General features: G+C 70.2%; 14 protein-coding genes and 6 tRNA genes. 3 read left to right on the top strand and 17 right to left on the bottom strand.

The genetic code is table 11. From position 1 onward, the window contains the following. Window positions 1-305 precede the first annotated feature (305 nt). The 9 genes from ACFSL2_RS00655 to ACFSL2_RS00615 all read right to left on the bottom strand — a co-directional run bounded on the left by ACFSL2_RS00655 (window position 306) and on the right by ACFSL2_RS00615 (window position 9,146). The gene (locus ACFSL2_RS00655) at window positions 306-1,301 is read right to left on the bottom strand and encodes a PIN domain-containing protein (RefSeq protein ID WP_377196016.1); all 996 of its coding nucleotides are present in this window, start codon (window positions 1,299-1,301) and stop codon (window positions 306-308) included. Window positions 1,302-1,476: 175 nt separating this feature from the next. Next, on the bottom strand, window positions 1,477-2,418 hold the full coding sequence (pdxS, locus tag ACFSL2_RS00650; protein WP_377196015.1) for a pyridoxal 5'-phosphate synthase lyase subunit PdxS: 942 nt from the start codon (window positions 2,416-2,418) through the stop codon (window positions 1,477-1,479). A 137-nt stretch (window positions 2,419-2,555) separates the two neighbouring features. Next, entirely contained in the window at window positions 2,556-3,143 is a 588-nt protein-coding gene (locus ACFSL2_RS00645) for a hypothetical protein (protein ID WP_377196014.1), read from the bottom strand. Then, complete coding sequence (locus ACFSL2_RS00640; protein ID WP_377196013.1) at window positions 3,140-4,369, bottom strand: glycosyltransferase family 4 protein; 1,230 nt, start codon at window positions 4,367-4,369, stop codon at window positions 3,140-3,142. The genes ACFSL2_RS00645 and ACFSL2_RS00640 overlap by 4 nt, the downstream gene beginning before the upstream one ends. Continuing rightward, window positions 4,366-5,319, bottom strand: a complete 954-nt coding sequence (locus ACFSL2_RS00635; RefSeq protein ID WP_377196012.1) for a phosphatidylinositol mannoside acyltransferase — start codon at window positions 5,317-5,319, stop codon at window positions 4,366-4,368. Before ACFSL2_RS00635 ends, ACFSL2_RS00640 begins: the two co-directional genes overlap by 4 nt. Beyond that, window positions 5,319-5,999 (bottom strand): phosphatidylinositol phosphate synthase, encoded by a 681-nt coding sequence (gene pgsA, locus ACFSL2_RS00630; protein ID WP_377196011.1) that lies wholly within the window; start codon window positions 5,997-5,999, stop codon window positions 5,319-5,321. Before pgsA ends, ACFSL2_RS00635 begins: the two co-directional genes overlap by 1 nt. Further along, complete coding sequence (locus ACFSL2_RS00625) at window positions 5,999-6,571, bottom strand: HIT family protein (protein ID WP_377196010.1); 573 nt, start codon at window positions 6,569-6,571, stop codon at window positions 5,999-6,001. The genes pgsA and ACFSL2_RS00625 overlap by 1 nt, the downstream gene beginning before the upstream one ends. 24 nt (window positions 6,572-6,595) lie before the next feature. Beyond that, window positions 6,596-8,638: a threonine--tRNA ligase gene (gene thrS, locus ACFSL2_RS00620; RefSeq protein WP_377196009.1), complete on the bottom strand. Its 2,043-nt coding sequence runs from the start codon at window positions 8,636-8,638 to the stop codon at window positions 6,596-6,598. Between the two features lie 82 nt (window positions 8,639-8,720). Continuing rightward, on the bottom strand, window positions 8,721-9,146 hold the full coding sequence (locus ACFSL2_RS00615) for a hypothetical protein (protein WP_377196008.1): 426 nt from the start codon (window positions 9,144-9,146) through the stop codon (window positions 8,721-8,723). 269 nt (window positions 9,147-9,415) lie between these two features. Here ACFSL2_RS00615 and ACFSL2_RS00610 point away from each other — a divergent pair, with 269 nt between their 5' ends. Both ACFSL2_RS00610 and ACFSL2_RS00605 read left to right on the top strand, forming a co-directional pair. Further along, complete coding sequence (locus tag ACFSL2_RS00610) at window positions 9,416-11,185, top strand: cation:proton antiporter (protein WP_377196007.1); 1,770 nt, start codon at window positions 9,416-9,418, stop codon at window positions 11,183-11,185. A 9-nt stretch (window positions 11,186-11,194) separates the two neighbouring features. Continuing rightward, the gene (locus ACFSL2_RS00605) at window positions 11,195-11,893 is read left to right on the top strand and encodes a tyrosine-protein phosphatase (RefSeq protein ID WP_377196006.1); all 699 of its coding nucleotides are present in this window, start codon (window positions 11,195-11,197) and stop codon (window positions 11,891-11,893) included. 84 nt (window positions 11,894-11,977) lie between these two features. Here the strand turns inward: ACFSL2_RS00605 and ACFSL2_RS00600 are convergent, their stop codons facing one another. The 5 genes from ACFSL2_RS00600 to ACFSL2_RS00580 all read right to left on the bottom strand — a co-directional run bounded on the left by ACFSL2_RS00600 (window position 11,978) and on the right by ACFSL2_RS00580 (window position 17,318). Beyond that, the gene (locus ACFSL2_RS00600) at window positions 11,978-15,718 is read right to left on the bottom strand and encodes an Ig-like domain-containing protein (RefSeq protein ID WP_377196005.1); all 3,741 of its coding nucleotides are present in this window, start codon (window positions 15,716-15,718) and stop codon (window positions 11,978-11,980) included. Window positions 15,719-16,005: 287 nt separating this feature from the next. Beyond that, window positions 16,006-16,080, bottom strand: a tRNA-Val gene (locus tag ACFSL2_RS00595). Between the two features lies 1 nt (window position 16,081). Continuing rightward, a tRNA-Cys gene (locus ACFSL2_RS00590) sits at window positions 16,082-16,152 on the bottom strand. A gap of 26 nt (window positions 16,153-16,178) precedes the next feature. Then, a tRNA-Gly gene (locus ACFSL2_RS00585) sits at window positions 16,179-16,250 on the bottom strand. 186 nt (window positions 16,251-16,436) lie between these two features. Further along, window positions 16,437-17,318 (bottom strand): S1 family peptidase, encoded by an 882-nt coding sequence (locus ACFSL2_RS00580; protein WP_377196004.1) that lies wholly within the window; start codon window positions 17,316-17,318, stop codon window positions 16,437-16,439. A gap of 223 nt (window positions 17,319-17,541) precedes the next feature. On the opposite strand from ACFSL2_RS00580, the gene ACFSL2_RS00575 reads away from it, so the two are divergent. Continuing rightward, window positions 17,542-17,940: a PPOX class F420-dependent oxidoreductase gene (locus ACFSL2_RS00575; RefSeq protein ID WP_377196003.1), complete on the top strand. Its 399-nt coding sequence runs from the start codon at window positions 17,542-17,544 to the stop codon at window positions 17,938-17,940. Window positions 17,941-18,071: 131 nt separating this feature from the next. Here ACFSL2_RS00575 and ACFSL2_RS00570 read toward each other — a convergent pair. From ACFSL2_RS00570 to ACFSL2_RS00560, 3 genes are all read right to left on the bottom strand, one after another. Next, a tRNA-Val gene (locus ACFSL2_RS00570) sits at window positions 18,072-18,146 on the bottom strand. A gap of 13 nt (window positions 18,147-18,159) precedes the next feature. Continuing rightward, window positions 18,160-18,230, bottom strand: a tRNA-Cys gene (locus ACFSL2_RS00565). 48 nt (window positions 18,231-18,278) lie between these two features. Continuing rightward, a tRNA-Gly gene (locus tag ACFSL2_RS00560) sits at window positions 18,279-18,350 on the bottom strand. Window positions 18,351-18,485 lie beyond the last annotated feature (135 nt).

Below are 18,485 nucleotides of genomic sequence, written 5' to 3'. Positions count from 1 at the left end.
ACGGAGGCCGAGTGCTGGAAGAACTTCTGGGAGAAGCTCGCGGCAATCTGGGTATCGATGCCGCCTGAGGCGCAGCAGAGGTGCATCGATCGAGCTGCAGAGCGAAGGCGAGAAGCTGCTGCGTCATAGTTTCGACTGAGACCAGACGCGACGGGCCCAGTGGACATGGCGTCTACGGAGCCCGCTGCACGATGCGCCGCGATCAGCGATATCGCACACGCACAAGTCTCATCCCAGGTAAACCGTTGTGTTCCGCTCAGCCGTGGACTGTGTGGCAGAAGAGCCTCGAGTTGCCAGTCAGTTGGCTAGGTGTCGAGGAAGTCCCATTCGCTGCCGAGCACCCAGCGCAGCGCAGAGAGCTTGCCATTGAGCATCCCGAGCTCGAAGTCGGTGTAGGGTCCAAGGTCGCCCGGTTGGGTATACGTCTCCTCGACATCTCTCCGAGGGGAGCCTGCAATCGCCAATAGGCGTTCGAGCTCGGCCTGGTCGCCAGCGTCCTGCAACCGGTACTCGTGCTGAAGGGAACGGTGGTACCAGACGCGGTCGAAGAACACCTTCTCCGCATTCAGGATCTCGTCCAAGCGTCGTGGCTCTTCGACGAAGTCTGTATCGGCGAACAGCTCCTCGATCTCCTGCCCGAAGTACAGCAGGAGGAGATCGTTGAGTCCATCGACGCCGAGGGCGTACGAGGACTGGTCGGGCGCGAAGGCAGGCGCAATGTCTGGATGAGGCTGCCGCTTGTCTGCTCCCTGCGCAGAGAAGTCCTCGCTGTTCGACGTGATGAACGCGTGCGGCTCGCGCGCGAGGTCGCCATCATTGATGACGGTTGCATACAACTCGATCAGCAGTGCGTCCGCGACGCTATTGCGAGACCGATGGAACGGCGCTCGCTTCGCAAGACCTCGTTCGACCACTGCCTGGTGGTTCGCGCCGGTCGGTTCGACGACTCGTGCAGATCGCAGCAGATCGAGGGTCTCTTCGAAGTTGCGCGTCGTCATCGCCCCGATCAGCGGCACGTGACGGGCAAGATCTTCGACCACCTTCAGTGCGTGCTCGTTATCCGTCCCGCCATAGTCGTCGAGGTCTTGCCTGATGAGCTTGAACCGCTGAGCGACGCTCGAGGTCATGGACTTCTCGATCCGTTCCCGGTTCCGCTCGAACTCGTCGACCACGACGGAAGGCACGAGCAACTCGACCTTGCCCTGATGGATTAGGACACGGAGAGCGACGATCCACCGCTGCCCGTCGCGCCGTTTGGACAGGTCAAGCCATGTCGATGTGTCAACAAGCAGGTGCAGCATGCGCTCCAACGTATCCGCGCCAGAGCTGCGCGACTACATACGAGACCAGAACCGGAACCGCGGCCGCTGCCGACTCACCTGCACCCAACTAACTGTGCGGACACCACACCTGCACGGCGGAGAGGCTCCGCAGACACGACGTCTGCGGAGCCTCGCCCGTCTGCTGCAGGGCAGGTCAGCGGTCCTGGAACCGCTGGAACTCCGTGCCTGTCAGGAGGTCGTCCTCGGCACCAATCTTGGACACCGGCACGTTGATGCCGACCATCGCCTCGCCGAGACCGCGCGAGACCTTGGCGATCACGTCCGCGTCGTCGAAGAACGTGGTGGCCTGGACGATCGCCTTGGCACGCTGGGCCGGGTTGCCCGACTTGAAGATGCCGGAGCCGACGAACACGCCCTCGGCGCCGAGCTGCATCATCATCGCGGCATCCGCGGGAGTGGCGATACCGCCGGCGGTGAACAGCACGACCGGCAGCTTGCCGGTGGCCGCGACCTCCTTGACCAGCTCGTACGGCGCCTGCAGCTCCTTGGCGGCGACGAACAGCTCGTCCTCGGGGAGCGACGTCAGGCGACGGATCTGCTGACGGATCTGGCGCATGTGCGTGGTCGCGTTCGACACGTCACCCGTGCCGGCCTCGCCCTTCGAGCGGATCATCGCCGCGCCCTCGGTGATGCGGCGCAGCGCCTCACCCAGGTTCGTCGCACCGCACACGAACGGCACGGTGAAGTTCCACTTCTCGATGTGGTTGGTGTAATCCGCCGGGGTCAGCACCTCGGACTCGTCGATGTAGTCGACGCCGAGCGACTGCAGCACCTGCGCCTCGACGAAGTGCCCGATGCGCGCCTTTGCCATCACGGGGATCGAGACGGCCTCGATGATGCCGTCCACCATGTCAGGGTCGCTCATGCGCGACACGCCACCCTGCGCACGGATGTCGGCGGGCACACGCTCCAGCGCCATGACGGCCACCGCACCCGCGTCCTCGGCGATCTTCGCCTGGTCGGGCGTGACGACGTCCATGATGACGCCGCCCTTGAGCATCTCGGCCATACCGCGCTTCACGCGCGCGGTGCCAACCGTGCCCACGGTGTTCTCGCCGGTCACGGATTCAGTCACGGTTACCTCGCATAGTTCTCGCCGGTGGGATCGACGCCGGTCGTTCCGGGCGCGGTCGGCGCCCTACCTCGATCCTATCGTCCGCCCGGACCCGTCCGGCCCGCCCTCTGACCGCTGGCCCGCAGCCAGCGGAGCGGTCAGCCGCCGCCCAGCTCCAGGGCGTGCGGCAGGGCGTCGTCCAGCTCCACGGTCCGGGGCATCGGCGCGTGGCCGGCCAGCCGGAACAGTCGGACGTACCAGAGCCTGCGCACCCGCCGGGCCTGCGCGACGGCCTCGTTGTGGAAACGGCGGGCCAGCGTCGCCCGGTACCAGGCGGCGGCGAGCCCCGCCACGACGTCACCGGACGGCCCCGCCAGGAGGGTCCGGATCGCCTCCGGCGCCCCCATCGCCTCTCGCAGCGTGGCCGTGAGCCCCGACTCGGCCCGTTCCCGGTCCGGCCCCAGCCCGTCCATCTGCAGCGCCGCGGCCGGCGAGGTGACCGGTCCGACGTCCGACGCCGTGTACGCGGCATCCGCCACCAGCACCGCACTGGCGGGGTCCAGGGCGCCCGACGCCGCGAGCTCGACCGCCGTGGACGCGCGCCGCACCAGCTGCGCGTCGAGCGCGATCCGCGACGCGGCCACCTTGCGGTGCAGCCGGTCCAGGCGGGACGCTCCGCGCCAGGCCAGCACCAGGCCGACGGCGAGCATCCCGAGCGCGACAAGGGCCATCTCCGACCAGGTCATGCGTCACCCCCCACCCGGCGCGGGAACAGCCCCATGATGCGCCCCACGACGTCACCGCCGATCGCGTGGTCGGCCGCGAGCGTCATGTCGTACACGGCGAGCACCTGTTCGGTCACGCCGGACCAGTCGAACCGCTGGACCCAGTCGGCGGCGTGAGCGCGGTAGGCGTCCCGGCGCGCGGGGTCGGCCAGCAGCGTCAGCACGGTCGAGGCGAGGTGCTCGGGATCGCCGGTGCGGAACAGGGCGCCCGCCGCGCCGTCGTCCAGGACGCGCTGGAAGGCGCCGAGGTCGCTGGCCACGACCACGGACCCGGCGCTCATCGCCTCGACGAGCACGATGCCGAAGCTCTCCCCGCCGGTCTGCGGCGCGACGTACAGGTCGGTGGACGCGAGGAGCTCGGCCTTCTCGGCGTCGGTGACGCCGCCGAGGAACTCGACCGACGCGGCGTGCTCCCCCAGGAGCTCGCGGGTCTCGCCGGCGATGCCGTCCCCGCGCCCGGCGACCAGGAACCGCGCGCCGGGTTTGCCGGCGAGGATCGTGGGGACGGCCTGGAGCAGCACGCTGAGTCCCTTGCGCGGTTCGTCGAGCCGGCCGAGGAACGCGATGGTGGGTGCGTCGGGGGTGCCGGTCCACGCCGGGCGTCGGGGACTGCTGGCGAACACCTGCGTGTACACGCCGTTCGGGATCACCACGGCGTCGCCGCCGAGGTGGTCCACCAGGGTGCGGCGCGCGTCCTCGGACACGGCGATACGGGCCGCGATCTTCTCCAGGGACTGGCGCACCAGCGGGTAGGCGACCTGGAGCGCCCGCGAGCGCACCTGCGAGGTGTGGAACGTGGCGACGACCGGCTCGGTGGTCTGCCACAGGGCGAGCATCGACAGCGACGGCACCATCGGTTCGTGCAGGTGCACGATGTCGAAGGGGTGGCCGTCGATGCCGCCCTCCAGCCAGCGGCGCACACGGGTGGCGGTCAGGGGCCCGAAGGTGAGCCGGGCGACCGACCCGTTGTACGGCACCGGCACGGCGCGGCCGGCTGCGGTGACCACACCGGGCAGCTCCGTTTCGTCGCTGGAGGGGGCGAGCACGGACACCTCGTGCCCGGCAGCCTGGAGCGCCTCGGCGAGGTCGCGTACGTGGAACTGGACACCGCCAGGGGCGTCGAAGGAGTACGGGCAGACGAGACCGACCCGTAGCGCGCGGTGGGTGCGCCGCCGGACACCTCTCATCCCTGGTCCCGCCCCCGGCCGCCGTTCCGCCGGGCGGGTCCGAGGTCGGCGACGAACACCCGCTGCAGCATGTGCCAGTCGTGGGTGTGCTCGACGATCGTCCCGGTGAGCTGGTCCACCCAGCCCTGGGTGAGGAGGCGCACCCGCTCGTCGCGCGGCAGCCCGGCGTCCGGCACGGGCAGGGGTGGGTAGAACCGGATGATGATGCCCCACGGCGTCCCGGCGGCCCGACGGCGGGCGCCCCGCAGCCGCTCGTACGTGATGCCCACCGCGTGCACGGGGACGTCGGCCTCCAGGCCGAGCAGGGCCGGACCGGCGGCGACCCGCGCGCGGTGTCCCGCGAGGTCCACCTCGATGCCGGTCGAGGTGAGGTCGCGGTCGCTGAGCAACGGGATGAGCCGGCTGCCCTCCTTGGCGCTGCGGATCAGGGAGCCGAGCACGTCGCCGTTGCCGAGGGCCAGCACGTCGATGCCGAGCGAGGCACGGAACCGCACGAACTCCTCGAACAGCTCGTCGGGCTTGAGCCGTTCGGCGACGGTGAGCACGCTCGCGAGGTACTGGGAGCCGTACGCGCCGGCGAGGTCCCAGTTACCGAGGTGGCCCAGCGCGAGCGAGACGGCGCCCCCGCTGTCGACGACGGGCCGTACGTGCTCGTCGTAGCCCTCCACGCGCACACGCTCCCGCAGCTCCTGCGTGGTGACGCCCTGCAGCGTGAACGCCTCGCGGAAGTACCGCATGTAGCTGCGCATGCCGGCGCGGGAGAGCCGGCGGACGCCGGCGGCGTCGAGGTCCGGCCGGACGCGCGCGTAGTTGTCCTCCATGCGGCGCACGCTCTTGCCGTGCCGCAGCCAGGTGACGTCGGCCACCACCGTGAACAGCGCCCGGAGCACCGGCTCGGGGATCTTCGTGGCGTTCCGCCACGCGAACGTGTAGGCCGCCGCGACGTCCATCAGGCCCCCCGCACAGCCGGCGGACCGTCACGCGGGTCGTCGTGCGGGTCGGGCGGCGGGTCGACGGCCTGCCGCGTGATCTGTGCCCGCACCGTGGCGATGCGCTGGAACACGGTCACGAGACTGGCGAGCGCCAGGAGCGTGAGCACCACCTCCAGCACCACCACGGGCAGGCCCACCTGCAGGAACGTGAACGGGACCAGGGCGAGCACGAGGCGGTCGGCGCGTTCGGCGATGCCGACCTGCACGGTGGCCCCGACGCTCTCGCCTCGGGCGCGGGCGTACGGGACCACGCTGCCGAGCACCAGGCACGCCAGCGCGACGCCGATGCCCCAGAGACCGTGGTGCTCGTCCGGGTGCAGGACGAACCAGAGCATGATGCCGCCGAATACCGCGCCGTCGGACACGCGGTCGAGCGTCGAGTCGAGGAACGCGCCCCAGGGGCCGGAACGCCCGGCCTGGCGCGCCATCACCCCGTCGAGCGAGTCGAAGAGGACGAAGAAGCCGACCAGGAGGCCGCCCACGAGCGTGTGCCCCGTGGGGAACAGCGTCAGCGCGATCGTGGTGACCACCACCGTGCCGGCGATCGTCACGGCATCGGGCGAGACCCGCAGTGCGAGCAGCAGCCGGGCCAAGGGCGTGAAGACCGTGGTCATGAAGGAGCGCAGCCCCCGGAACATCAGTTCTCCTCTCCGCCCCCCGCTGTCACCCACGCCTCCGCGAGCCGGCGGCGGGTGTCCCCCAAAAGTTCGGGCAACGCTTTGGTCTGGCCCACCACGGGCAAGAAGTTCGCGTCACCCAGCCAGCGCGGCACCACGTGCTGGTGCAGGTGCGCCGCGATGCCCGCGCCCGCCACCTCGCCCTGGTTGATACCAAGATTGAAGCCTGCGGGCGCGTACACGGCGCGCGACACGCGCATGGCCTGCTGAGTCATCTGTGCCAGCTCGACCGTCTCGGCCGCGTCCAGGTCCGTGTAGTCCGAGACGTGCCGATACGGGAGCACCATCAGGTGCCCCGAGTTGTACGGGTAGAGATTGAGCACGACGTAGCACCGCTCCCCGCGGGCGACGACGAGGCCCTGCTCGTCGTCGCCCTCCGGGATGCGGCAGAACGGGCACGTCGCGATGGTCGAGTCGGTGGGCCGGTCCTGCCCGCCGATGTAGACCATCCGGTGCGGCGTCCAGAGCCGCTGCAGCCCGTCGCCCGGCGGGCCGAACGTGGCCGACGACTCCGGTGCGGGTTCGGTGCTCATGCGATGACGACCATCGGCGGCCCGTCAGACCTGGACGCGGTCGCGGACCGCACCCACGATGCGCTCGATGGCGTCGGCCACCGGCACGCCGTTCTCCTGCGTCCCGTCCCGGAACCGGAACGACACGGCACCCGCCTCGACGTCCTCGCCCCCGGCGATCAGGGTGAACGGCACCTTCTCCTTGGCGGCGTTGCGGATCTTCTTGCCGAACCGGTCGTCGCTGTAGTCCACCTCGGCGCGGATGCCCTGGGCCTTGAGCTGCGTGACGACGTCGGCCAGGTAGTCGTCGAACGCGTCGGCGACCGGGACCGCCTTGACCTGCACGGGGGCCAGCCAGGCGGGGAAGGCGCCCGCGTAGTGCTCCAGCAGTACCGCAAAGAACCGCTCGATCGAGCCGAACAGCGCGCGGTGGATCATGACGGGGCGCTGCCGCGAGCCGTCGGCCGCCGTGTACTGCAGGTCGAACTTCTCGGGCAGGTTGAAGTCCAGCTGGATCGTGGACATCTGCCAGGTCCGGCCGATGGCGTCCTTCGCCTGCACCGAGATCTTGGGGCCGTAGAAGGCTGCGCCCTCCGGGTCGGGCACGAGCTCGAGGCCCGATGCCGTCGCGACCTCCTCGAGCGTCCGGGTCGCCTCGTCCCAGACCTCGTCCGAGCCGACCGACTTCTCCGGGTCGCGCGTCGACAGCTCGAGGTAGAAGTCCTCCAGCCCGTAGTCCTTGAGCAGGTTCAGGACGAAGGTCAGGGTCGCGGTGAGCTCGTCCTTCATCTGCTCACGCGTGCAGTAGATGTGCGCGTCGTCCTGCGTGAAGCCGCGGGCGCGCGTCATGCCGTGCACGACGCCGGACTTCTCGTACCGGTACACCGTGCCGAACTCGAACAGGCGCAGCGGCAGCTCCCGGTAGGAGCGCCCCCGGGAGTCGAAGATCAGGTTGTGCATCGGGCAGTTCATGGGCTTGAGGTAGTAGTTCTGCCCCGGCTTGCGGACCGTGCCCTCGTCGTCGAGCTCCTCGTCGAGGTGCATCGGCGGGTACATGCCGTCCGCGTACCAGTCGAGGTGCCCGGAGACCTGGTACAGCTTCTCCTTGGTGATGTGGGGGCTGTAGACGAACTCGTAGCCGCCCTCGATGTGCTTCTGCCGGGAGTACTCCTCCATGGCGTTGCGGATCACACCGCCCTTGGGGTGGAACACCGCCAGGCCGGAGCCGATCTCGTCCGGGAAGCTGAACAGGTCCATCTCGGACCCCAGCCGGCGGTGGTCGCGGCGCTCGGCCTCGGCCAGGCGCTCCAGGTACGCCTTGAGCTCGTCCTTGGTGGGCCACGCCGTGCCGTACACGCGCTGCAGCATCGGGTTCTTCTCGCTGCCGCGCCAGTAGGCGGCGGCCGAACGCTGGAGCTGCACGCCGTTGCCGATGAGGCGGGTGCTCGGCAGGTGGGGGCCGCGGCACAGGTCCTTCCAGACCACCGTCTCGGTCTCGCGGCCGGCGCCCCGCACGTTCTCGTAGATGGTGAGCTCGCCGGCACCGACCTCGACGGAGGCGCCCTCAGCGGCCTCCGCGGAGGAGCCCTTGAGACCGATCAGCTCCAGCTTGTACGGCTCGTCGGCCAGCTCCGCACGGGCCTCGTCCTCGGTGACGACGCGGCGGCGGAACGTCTGGCCCTCCTTGATGATGCGGCCCATGATCTTGTCGAGCGCCTTGAGATCCTCGGGTGTGAACGGCGTCTCGACGTCGAAGTCGTAGTAGAAGCCGTCGGTCACGGGCGGACCGATGCCCAGCTTGGCATCAGGGTTGACCTGCTGCACCGCCTGCGCCAGCACGTGTGCGGCGCTGTGCCGCAGGACGGCGAGGCCGTCCGGCTCGGTGATGGTGACGGGCTCGACCTCGTGGCCGGCCGGGATCTCCCGGTCGAGGTCCCACAGCTCGCCGTCCACCCGCACCACGACGACGTCGCGGCGCTCGGCGTACAACTCGGCGCCCGTGGTCGTGGCCGTGGTCGTCGTCGCCTCCGTGGTGGTGTCAGCCGAGGTGAGTGCGGTGGGGCTGGGCGGCGATGCGACGTCGGACACGACTGTGCTCCTAGGGAAAGGTCACGGAAACTGATCGAGGGGCACCGTCGTCGCCGACAGTGCCCCTCGATCGTACCGACCGTCAGTCGCGGCCGCCGCCACCGTGGCGTCCGGGACCGTCGTGGCCACGGCCTTCGCCGCGGCCCTCGCGGCCACCCTCGCGACCTTCGCGGCCCTCGCCGCGGCCACCCTCACGGCCCTCGCCGCGGCCCTCGCGGCCCTCACCGTGGCCGCCCTCACGGCCCTCCTGCTGCGGGCTGGCCTGGCGCTCCGCGGCCTGCGGCTGCGCCTCGCGCTGCGCCGCCGGCTCCTGCGCCGACTCCTCGGGGCCACCCCAGTCCTTGGCACGGTCGCCCATGGAGTCGATCGCGCCGTCCGCCTGGTCGGGCGCGAACTGCTTGAGCTTGTCGCTGGCTGCGTCGACGTTCTCGTCGGTCAGCTGCTCCTTCGCCTTCGCGACGTTGTCCGGGTCGGACACGAAATCCTTGGCCTTGTCAAAAAGCCCCATGATGAAATCCTCTCGACAGGCACACGAACGGTGCGCCCCCTGCGTGCGACGGGGTTCCGCCGCCCACTCGAACCTACGCGTCCCCGGAAGGGTCCGCACGGCAGCGCCGAAGCGCCGCGCCGAAACTATCGAGCGGCCGGAGGTCTCGCACGTGGAGCGCCGGGCCCTCCACCGTGGACGTCCGTGCGGCACCGGCACGACATGACGCGGGCACGTGATCCAGCGCACGATGCCCGGCGGAGAGCCCCTGCGTCTCGTACCGTCAGGCCGTGGAGTACGTCGAGTACCTGACCATCGCCGTCGCGGCGGCAGCCCTCATCATCGCGGTGACCGCACTGGCCCCCCGGGCCGGAGTCGCCTCGCCCCTCGTGCTGGTGGTGCTCGGCGCCGGGGTGAGCCTGCTGCCGTGGGTACCGGCGATCGAGGTGCCGCCCGAGCTGATCCTCGGCGGCGTGCTGCCCCCGCTGCTGTACTCGGCGGCGGTCGGCCTGCCGTCGATGGACTTCCGACGTGACTTCACGGCCATCGGTGGCCTGTCCGTCACGCTCGTCGTGATCAGCTCGGTGCTGCTGGGGCTGCTGTTCCGGCTGCTGATCCCGGGGATCGACCTGGCCACCGCCATCGCGCTCGGCGCCATCGTGAGCCCCACGGACGCCGTGGCGACCTCGATCGTCAAACGGCTCGGGGCGTCGCCGCGCAGCGTCACGATGCTCGAGGGCGAGTCGCTGCTCAACGACGCGTCCGCCCTGGTGCTGCTCCGGGCGGCGATCGCGGCGACGGCGGCGTCGGTCAGCCTGTGGGAGGTGGTCGGCAACTTCGCGTACGCGGCAGGGGTGGCCGTCGTGATCGGCGCGCCCGTCGGCTGGATCGGCCTGCGCATCCGCAAGCGCCTGCGGCACGCCGCCCTCAGCACCGCGATGTCGTTCGTCGTCCCGTTCGTCGCGTACCTGCCCGCGGAGGAGCTGGGCGCGTCCGGCCTGGTCGCCGTCGTCGCGGCGGGGCTGGTGACCGGCAACGGCTCGGCCCGGCACCTGCGACCCCAGGACCGCATCGCCGAGCGGTCCAACTGGCACACCGTCGAGCTGCTGCTCGAGGGCGCGGTCTTCCTCGCCATGGGGATCCAGCTGTTCGACCTCGTCGAGGACGCGGAGAGCGGCAGCAGCTCGGTCTGGCGGGCCGCCGTCGTCGCCGCGATCGCGGGCGCGGCCGTGCTCGTGGTCCGGGCCGCCTTCGTGACGCCGCTGATCGGCATCCAGGCCCGCCGTGCGCGCCGCGGCCAGGCCGTCCGGGAGACCTTGACGGGCTTCCAGGACCGCATCGACCTGCGGGTCGCCGCCACGCCACCGCCGTCCGACGAAGGCACCGGGAAGAAGGGCCGGCGCTCGACCGCCGCTCGTCTGCGGCGCATCCAGGACACGCTGCGCCGCCGCACCGCCGACATCGACTACGACCTCTCCAGGCCGCTCGGGTGGCGGGAGGGCACCCTGCTGGTGTGGGCGGGCATGCGCGGCGTGGTGACGCTCGCCGCCGCACAGACCCTGCCCGCCAACACGCCCGACCGGTCCTTCCTGATCCTGGTGGCGTTCGGTGTCGCGTTCGGCACGCTGCTGGTCCAGGGCAGCACCCTGCCGTGGGTGACCCGGCAGCTCGGCCTGGTCGGACAGGACACCGCCGAGGACCTGCCCGCCCTGCGCCGTGAGACCGAGCAGGCCGCCCGGACGTTCCTCACCGACCCGCGCCGCCCCGACGGCACCCCGTACGACGACGGTGTGGTGGCCCGGGTCCGCAAGGACATGTTCCGCGAGCACGAGTCGCAGGACGAGGACGCGGTCCTGTCCAAGGAGCGCTTCGTGCAGTACCGGGAGCTGCGGCTGGCGGCCATCGCCGCCCAGCGCGAGGAGCTCCTCGCCGCGCGCTCGGCCGGCACCTACGACTCCGCCCAGCTCGGCCACGCCCTCGACCTGCTGGACGCCGAGCAGATCGCCGTGGAGATGCGCAAGGGCAGAACTCCCTTACCCGACGACACGCCGGAGCGCTAACCTCCCCGCGTGACGGATTACACACCGCTCCATCTCGACTGGCCCGGCTGCCTCAACGTACGTGACCTGGGCGGACTTCCGCTCTCGGGCGGCGGCACCGTGCGTGAGCGGGCACTGGTCCGCTCCGACTCGCCGAGCTTCCTGACCGACGACGGCGTCGCGGCCGCCACGGCCTACCGGCTGGCACGGATCATCGACCTGCGCCGCCCCTGGGAGAACGAGGAGTGGCCGAGCCTCCTGGCGGACCACCCCGGCTACCTGAGCCTGCCCGTCCAGCAGCCCGACGACCCGGAGGAGGGCCCGTGGGTCCACCTGTACACGGGACTGCTCGACCGGCACCCGGACCTGTTCGCGCGGGCCGTCGCCGCCCTCGCCGACGCGCCGGAGGGTCCGGTGCTCGTGCACTGCGTCGCCGGCAAGGACCGCACGGGTCTGGTGGTGGCGCTCGCGCTGAGCCTCGTCGGTGCCGACGCCGACGCCCTCGCCGACGACTACGAGCTGACCAACGAGCGGCTCGCGCCCCGGTACGCCAAGCTCCCCGAGGACCGCGAGATACCCGCCGGGCGCGAGATCCCGCCCACCCGGCACGTCATCGTCGCGGCCCTGGAGCACCTGCGTGCGCGGCACGGCTCGGTCGAGGCCTACCTCACCCGCGGCGGCCTGACCCCGGGCCACGTCCGCGCCCTACGCGCCCGACTGGTCGGCTGACCCCCACCTTCGCCGTTGAGTGCTGGGTATCTGTGCTCCGGAATCGGTTTCGCAGCACAGATACCCAGCACTCAACGGAAAGGGTCAGTGGGCGACCGCCGCCGCCCACGACAACATGGGCGACTGGCTGTTCGTCGCGCGGAGGCGGATCGTCACCGGGCCCGGTTCCGCGAGGTCGACGTCGTGGCTCAGCACCTCGCCCGGGTTGCCCGAGTCGAGCGTGACCGAGCCGACCGTGCGGCTCTCGCCGTCATGGTCGAGCACCACGTCCGCGCTGCGGCTGTTGCCCGGCCACCACGAGTGGGAGCCCGCCACGAGCGTGTACGAGCCCGCCGGGAGGGTAAAGGTGTACGACACCTCGGCACCCACCTGGTTGGCCGTGTACATGCCCGTGGTCGTGGTCTTGTCGTACTCCCCCGGGACCAGGCCCTTGTAGCTGATGGAGCGGTTGCTCGAGGAGTCCTGTGCCCAGTGCCCCCACGTCGAGCCGGCCCCGCGCACCTGGTCGGGCCCCTCGTTCAGGAGCCCGCCGTCCACCAGGTCGGCGATCGCGCGGTAGGCGGGCGAGTCGTACCCCAGGGCGCTGCCCGCGGTCGCGTTGACGTCGCCGAAGGCGACGGTGCCCCGCGGCACCACCTCGACGTGCGCCGTCGCGGTCAGCGGGCCGTACGCGCCCCGGACCTCGGCCGTGGCCCAGGCCTCGCCGAACGCCGTCGCGTCCACGTCCCACTCGACCGGCACCTCGCGCGTGCTCCCGTCGGTCAGCTCGGCCGTGAGGGTGTCCGGCAGGGCCGGCGCCTCGCCGACGTAGGCCGCGACCCGGGGCTCGTCGAGGCTGACGATCCGGTTGATGACCGGAGCCGACGCCGTCTCGAGCCGGGACACCAGGTGGGCGGAGCCCTGCCCGTCGAGCCGGTAGGCCGCCGGGTCGGCGAGCGCCGTGCGGGCGGCGGAGATCCCGTTCTGCAGGACCGCCCAGTCCGCGTCGGTGAAGTCGTCGGTGCGTTCGATGTCCTCGGCCGCTTCCAGGGCGCGTTCCAGCGACCGGTCGTCGGCCGCCCGGGAGGCGGGGACGGAGACCACGCCGACGGCGTCCACGTTCAACGTGCCGGACGCGACCGTGAGGGTCACGGTGTGCCGGCCCCACTCGAGGCCTCGCAGCTCGAAGGCCTGCTGGTACTGGCCGGACCGCCGGGTCCGGGCGTTGATCGCCACGGCCTCACCGTCGACCGTGACGTCCAGGCGCGCCGACCCGTCGTTCGGCCCGAGCACGTCCAGCCCGGAGCCTGTGAAGGTGTAGCTCACCGAGGCGCCCTCGCCCTGGCTGACGGACGACGTGCGCCCGTAGTCGAACATGCTCTTGCCGTTGTCGTGGGCCCACTCGCCGCCGTAGACCAGCTTGGCCGCGGCCGGGTCGGTGAGGTCGGTCGTCTCGTGGCCGTCGAGGTACTCGCCGTAGTACGGCACCTCGTCGTCCACCCGCTCGACCGTGAGGTTGTCGAACTGCGTCCAGTGGAACCCGCTGGCGAGGTCGACCCAGCCGGACAGGATCGGCGCGTCGTCGGTCCAGGCGAACACCTGCTCGCCGTCGACCCAGCCCGTGATGCGGTCACCGGCCACCTGCACGGACAGCTCGTGCCAGGCACGGGCGTCCCAGTCGCCGTCTCCGACGGTGCCGGTCTCGACCGCCGTACCCAGGCGGTCGAGCCGCCAGCCGCCGTCCGAGGCGAGCTTGAGGGCGTACGGCGTGCCCCGCAGGTCGTGAGAGGTGCCCCCGCCGCTGGACCGGGCGCCGAGCGCGGCGTAGTTGTCGTCGGCGGGGCCACGCTCGAAGCGGACGTCGACGGTGGCGCGGTAGTTGCTCCAGCGCCGGTCGCCGACGGCGGTGATCGGTTCGCCGTTGTTCCACGCGCCACCGACACCGGTGCCCGCGCGGTCGACCTGCTGGCGCAGCACCCACTGGCCGTCGTCGGCCCGGTACGACTCGAACGAGCCGTTGCGGTCCCACGTGTACAGCGGGATCGCGCCGGTCTCGCCGCCACGGGACTCGACGAAGTCCTCACGAGCACCCGTCAGCCCGCCGCCGTCGGCGACGACGGGGACCGTCCTGCCCTCGTAGTCGAAGTCGTCCTCCCACAGCACACCGTGCTCAGGGTCGGCGTCGAGGACCGTGCGCTCGCCGTCGGCGGGCAGCGGTGTGGTCCAGCCCTTGTCACCGGTGACGTCGAGCGACGTCACCGTGGCGATGGAGTACGGCTCGACGGTCACGGTGTAGGCGCCGTCGCCGTCGGCCGAGAGGTCGCCGGCGTGGCGCTTGTACCGCTCGTCGAACGCCTCGCCGTCCTCGGCCGCGCGGGTCTCCCACACGGCGAGCTCCGGGTCGGCGCCGAGGTCGAGGTCCTCCGGGGTGATCCGGTAGGTGCGGGGCGACTCGGAGTCGTTGACCAGGACCGTCGAGAAGTCGGTGCGGTCCGGTGCCGCGAGGGTCAGGTAGTTCGGGCCGCCGTTGCGGCCGTTGACGGGGTTGGTCCCGGTCGCGGTCGTGGCCGATGCCTCGGGCACGGTGCGCCAGATGCCGGCCGTGTTGTCCGTGTTCTCCCACCCCGTCACCGCGAAGCTGGAGAAGTGCTGGAGGGCGGCCAGACCGGCGTCGTAGTGGATCCACCCCGACCACGGGTCACGGGCGCTGACGAGCTCCTTGTACGAGTACTGCCCGCCCTCGTAGAACGAGCCGATCGCCGGCTGGTAGATGAAGTGCGTACGCCGCGAGTTCACGAAGCCCTTGACGATGGTGTTGGCCATCTCCAGGGAGCTTCCCGTGCCACCGAGGCCGGTGCCCTCGACGCTCGGGTCGGTGGTGTTGTTGTTCGGCCGGAACGAGGAGTTGCTGAACGTGGCCTGCGCCTCGCTGTTCCAGATCTGCTCGTCGAACTCGTCGGCCAGACGCTTGAAGCTCCCCGCCCGGTCGTCGTTGGTGTTGTAGTGGAACCCGGAGGCGCCCACGACGTCGCGCAGCGAGGCGTCGGCGACCATCTCGTCGCCGAAGGTACCGGTGCCGACCTCGTCGGAGATGACCACCTGGATCTGGTGGAAGAGGTCCGCCTCGCCCGCGCGGAAGCCCGCGAGCCGGGGGTCGTCGCTCACGTATCCGGTGTCGTCGGTGCGGACACGCTCGGCGTACTCCCTGGTCCACGCCAGGTCGGCGGAGTGCTCGTTCACGCCGGGGTTGACGTAGTCGACCATGTACCCGTAGTCGCGGTAGGCGGCGAGGATGGTGTTCTTGTACCAGTCGTAGATCTTGTCGTTCGTGTTCGCCCAGGGCACGGCGTTCCAGCGCAGGATCGACACCTTGAGGTCGGGGTTGACCTTCTTGGCGTCCGCGGCGAGCTGGAACCCGGGATGCCGGCGCACGTTCGCGGGCTCGTCCGCGGTACGCATCGTCGCCACGTCGGAGCCGGTCGAGTTGTTGCGGTCGTCGCCCATCTCGATCTTGACGTGGTGCATGATCGGATGGTCGCCGCCGAACAGGACCTGGAGCAGCTCCGCGTACTTCTCGGGCTGCTCGGACTTGTAGTCCATGAGGACGGCGCTGGTGCTGTTGGCGCTGAGCACGCCGAAGCCCTTGAACGTCAGCCCGTTGACGTTGTCCGCGGCGATGTCGTCGCCGTCGACGGTGATCTCGGTGACCTCCGCGACGTCGGTGATCGCGGCGCGAGGTGCGCCCACGGCCGACGTCGCCGCCCCCGCCGCGACGAGCGACGATCCGACGACGCCACATACGAGCATCCCCGCGATGGCCGTTGATGACACGCGTCTGCGTCTCATGATGGATTCCCTTCCTCGTTGAAGTACTCGTCGACGGCCCCGGGGCAGTCGGGCGCCTTCGAGCCCCGTGGGGCTCCGGACGCAGCGGTGCAGATCTCCGTTGAGCTGCACTCGGTGACCATCGACGTCGATGTTCGTTTCTGATCAGTTAGGTGCAAGAACTGACCGATACGCTAGCCGCAGCGACCGAACGTGCCAACAGGTTGTTCGCTATTGATCAGTTGGTCCGGCGCCGAGCCCGAAATGCGCGCACGAAAAAGGCCCCGGACCGAAGTCCGGGGCCTTGCTGGTGGGCGATACTGGGATCGAACCAGTGACCTCTTCCGTGTCAGGGAAGCGCGCTACCGCTGCGCCAATCGCCCGAGGTGGGTACGGGATTCGAACCCGTGTGTACGGCTTTGCAGGCCGCTGCCTCGCCTCTCGGCCAACCCACCGTGCTCCCCACCAAAAAGCGGGTTCGAGCGGATGACGGGACTTGAACCCGCGACCCTCACCTTGGCAAGGTGATGCTCTACCACTGAGCTACATCCGCGTTGCACCATCTCGAGCCCTTTCGGACCTGTCTGGCGACCTCCGGAAGAGTAGTTCACAAACGGCGTGCCGGTCCAATCGAAATGACCGGGCCACCTGCGACGCACCCGCGGCACAGGACAGGACGCGAGCGGCGCCTCCGGACTGTCCGTCGGCCCCGCCCGCGCAGGTCAGCAGCGGTCGGTCGTCAGTAGACCTCGACGCCGTACTCGCTGAGCGCCTCGGTGACGGGCTGGAAGAACGTGGTGCCGCCGGTGGTGCAGTCACCGCTGCCGCCGGAGGTGATGCCGAGGGCGACAGACCCGCTGTAGAGGGCGCCGCCGGAGTCACCGGGCTCGGCACAGACATCGGTCTGGATCATCTCCCGCACGACTCCGCTGCCCCGATAGCGGACCGTGACATCAAGAGCGGTGACGGTGCCCGAGTGCACACCGGTGGTGGAGCCGTCCCGGGTGACGCTCTGACCCACGTAGGCCTCGCCGGCGGTGTACCCACCGGGGTGGGTCAGCGAGGTGTTGTCGTACCTGACGAGCGCGTAGTCGTCGCCCGGGAAGCTCGAGTCCACGGTGGGGCCGATCAGGGTGGACTGCGCCGAGTCGCTGTACCAGGTGGGGGCCACGTCGCCGCAGTGCCCCGCGGTGATGAAGTAGTACTCGCTGCCGGCACGGACGTTGAAGCCCAGCGAGCAGCGGTACCCCGAGCCGTAGATGGCGTCGCCGGATCCCAGCAGCGGCTTGAAGACGCCGGAGGCACGCTTGACGGTCAGGGCGTCGGCGTCCGCACCGGCCGCACGACGGACCCTGTTGAGCTCGGCCGCCGAGACGGCCGCGTCGGCGGTCACGACCACCTTGCCGGTGGACGGGTCGGTGTACCAGGCGACGCCGTCGACGCCTGACTTGCCGACCGCGGCGTGCACCGTGGCCAGCTCAGCGGCGGTGGGCTTGTCGGGCGCGGCCGTGGCCGCGGGCGCGGCCAGGGCGGACATCACGAGCCCGAGCCCCGCTGCGAGTGCGATCAGCCGGTTCCGCTGCGCAGGGCCGGGGTAGGGCGTGGTGCGAGTAGACCTCATGGCGTCCTCCTGGGTAGGGGCCAGCTCGTGGCGGGCCCTCGTCGGCAAGGGCGGATCGACATCCCTTGCCGTCTCGCTGGCCGAAAGTATGCTAGAAACCCGAATTCACCCACAAGACCCCAAAGCAGATGTAACCAGCCGGAAACGAAACCGCCCGCGTGTCGACCGCACCGATACATCACCACCTCCGCGCCAGGACTGGAACCGGGTTATGTTCGGCGACATGAGTGCGAAAGACGTCATCCCCACCCATCTGATCCCGCTCCTCGAGGCGCCGAACTATGCGTTCCTCGGCACGGTCCGTCCGGACAGCACCGTCCAGGTCAACCCGATGTGGTTCGACTTCGACGGCGAGACGCTGCGCTTCACGCACTCCTCGAAGCGCGCCAAGTTCCGCAACCTGCAGCACAACCCGTCGATGAGCCTCGCGATCCTCAACGACGAGAACCCGTTCAACTACCTCGAGGTGCGCGGCAAGCTGATCGAGGCGATCCCCGACCCGACCGGGGCGTACTACGTGCACCTGGGCAAGCGTTACGGCAACCCGGACCAGCAGCCGCCGTCGGACAGCCCGGACCGCGTCATCCTGGTGATGAGCGTCGAGCACTACACGACCCAGTAGGCCCGCTCGTGACAGCCTGACGCCGTGACGACACTCCACGACCGGCGGCGTCCCCGTCAGCCCTGAGCGGTCCGGGACGCACAAAAGGCCCTCTGATCGCGTTTCCGCTGGTCAGAGGGCCTTTCGAGGCGTGGTGGGCGATACTGGGATCGAACCAGTGACCTCTTCCGTGTCAGGGAAGCGCGCTACCGCTGCGCCAATCGCCCATGCTGCATTGCGAGGTGGGTACGGGATTCGAACCCGTGTATACGGCTTTGCAGGCCGCTGCCTCGCCACTCGGCCAACCCACCGTGCTGGGTGCTCTCTTCAGCCGAAGATTCCACGAGAGCGGCTTTCCGAGCGGATGACGGGACTTGAACCCGCGACCCTCACCTTGGCAAGGTGATGCTCTACCACTGAGCTACATCCGCGATGCCGGGCACCCTGGGGTATCCCCCGGTGTTCCGGCGCGTTCTGAACATTAATCGAACAGAGGGCCAACCGTCCAATCGCACGCGCCGCCGTACGGTTGTCCCGTGTCCCCCAGCCCGGCCCGCCCGCCCACG

The sequence above is a fragment of the Promicromonospora aerolata genome (genome assembly GCF_042682255.1).
In the GTDB taxonomy this organism is placed as follows: Bacteria; Actinomycetota; Actinomycetes; order Actinomycetales; family Cellulomonadaceae; genus Promicromonospora; species Promicromonospora aerolata.
Note: the sequence above shows the minus strand (reverse complement) of the source record. Positions and strands in the feature narration are given on the sequence as shown.

What these genes read in the sequence shown, in the direction of transcription:
- ACFSL2_RS00655 (WP_377196016.1), bottom strand. Translation starts at nt 1,301, where the DNA reads ATGCTGCACCTGCTTGTTGACACATCGACATGGCTTGACCTGTCCAAA.
- ACFSL2_RS00645 (WP_377196014.1), bottom strand. Translation starts at nt 3,143, where the DNA reads ATGACCTGGTCGGAGATGGCCCTTGTCGCGCTCGGGATGCTCGCCGTC.
- ACFSL2_RS00640 (WP_377196013.1), bottom strand. Translation starts at nt 4,369, where the DNA reads ATGAGAGGTGTCCGGCGGCGCACCCACCGCGCGCTACGGGTCGGTCTC.
- ACFSL2_RS00635 (WP_377196012.1), bottom strand. Translation starts at nt 5,319, where the DNA reads ATGGACGTCGCGGCGGCCTACACGTTCGCGTGGCGGAACGCCACGAAG.
- pgsA (WP_377196011.1), bottom strand. Translation starts at nt 5,999, where the DNA reads ATGTTCCGGGGGCTGCGCTCCTTCATGACCACGGTCTTCACGCCCTTG.
- ACFSL2_RS00625 (WP_377196010.1), bottom strand. Translation starts at nt 6,571, where the DNA reads ATGAGCACCGAACCCGCACCGGAGTCGTCGGCCACGTTCGGCCCGCCG.
- ACFSL2_RS00615 (WP_377196008.1), bottom strand. Translation starts at nt 9,146, where the DNA reads ATGGGGCTTTTTGACAAGGCCAAGGATTTCGTGTCCGACCCGGACAAC.
- ACFSL2_RS00600 (WP_377196005.1), bottom strand. Translation starts at nt 15,718, where the DNA reads ATGAGACGCAGACGCGTGTCATCAACGGCCATCGCGGGGATGCTCGTA.
- ACFSL2_RS00580 (WP_377196004.1), bottom strand. Translation starts at nt 17,318, where the DNA reads ATGAGGTCTACTCGCACCACGCCCTACCCCGGCCCTGCGCAGCGGAAC.
- ACFSL2_RS00575 (WP_377196003.1), top strand. Translation starts at nt 17,542, where the DNA reads ATGAGTGCGAAAGACGTCATCCCCACCCATCTGATCCCGCTCCTCGAG.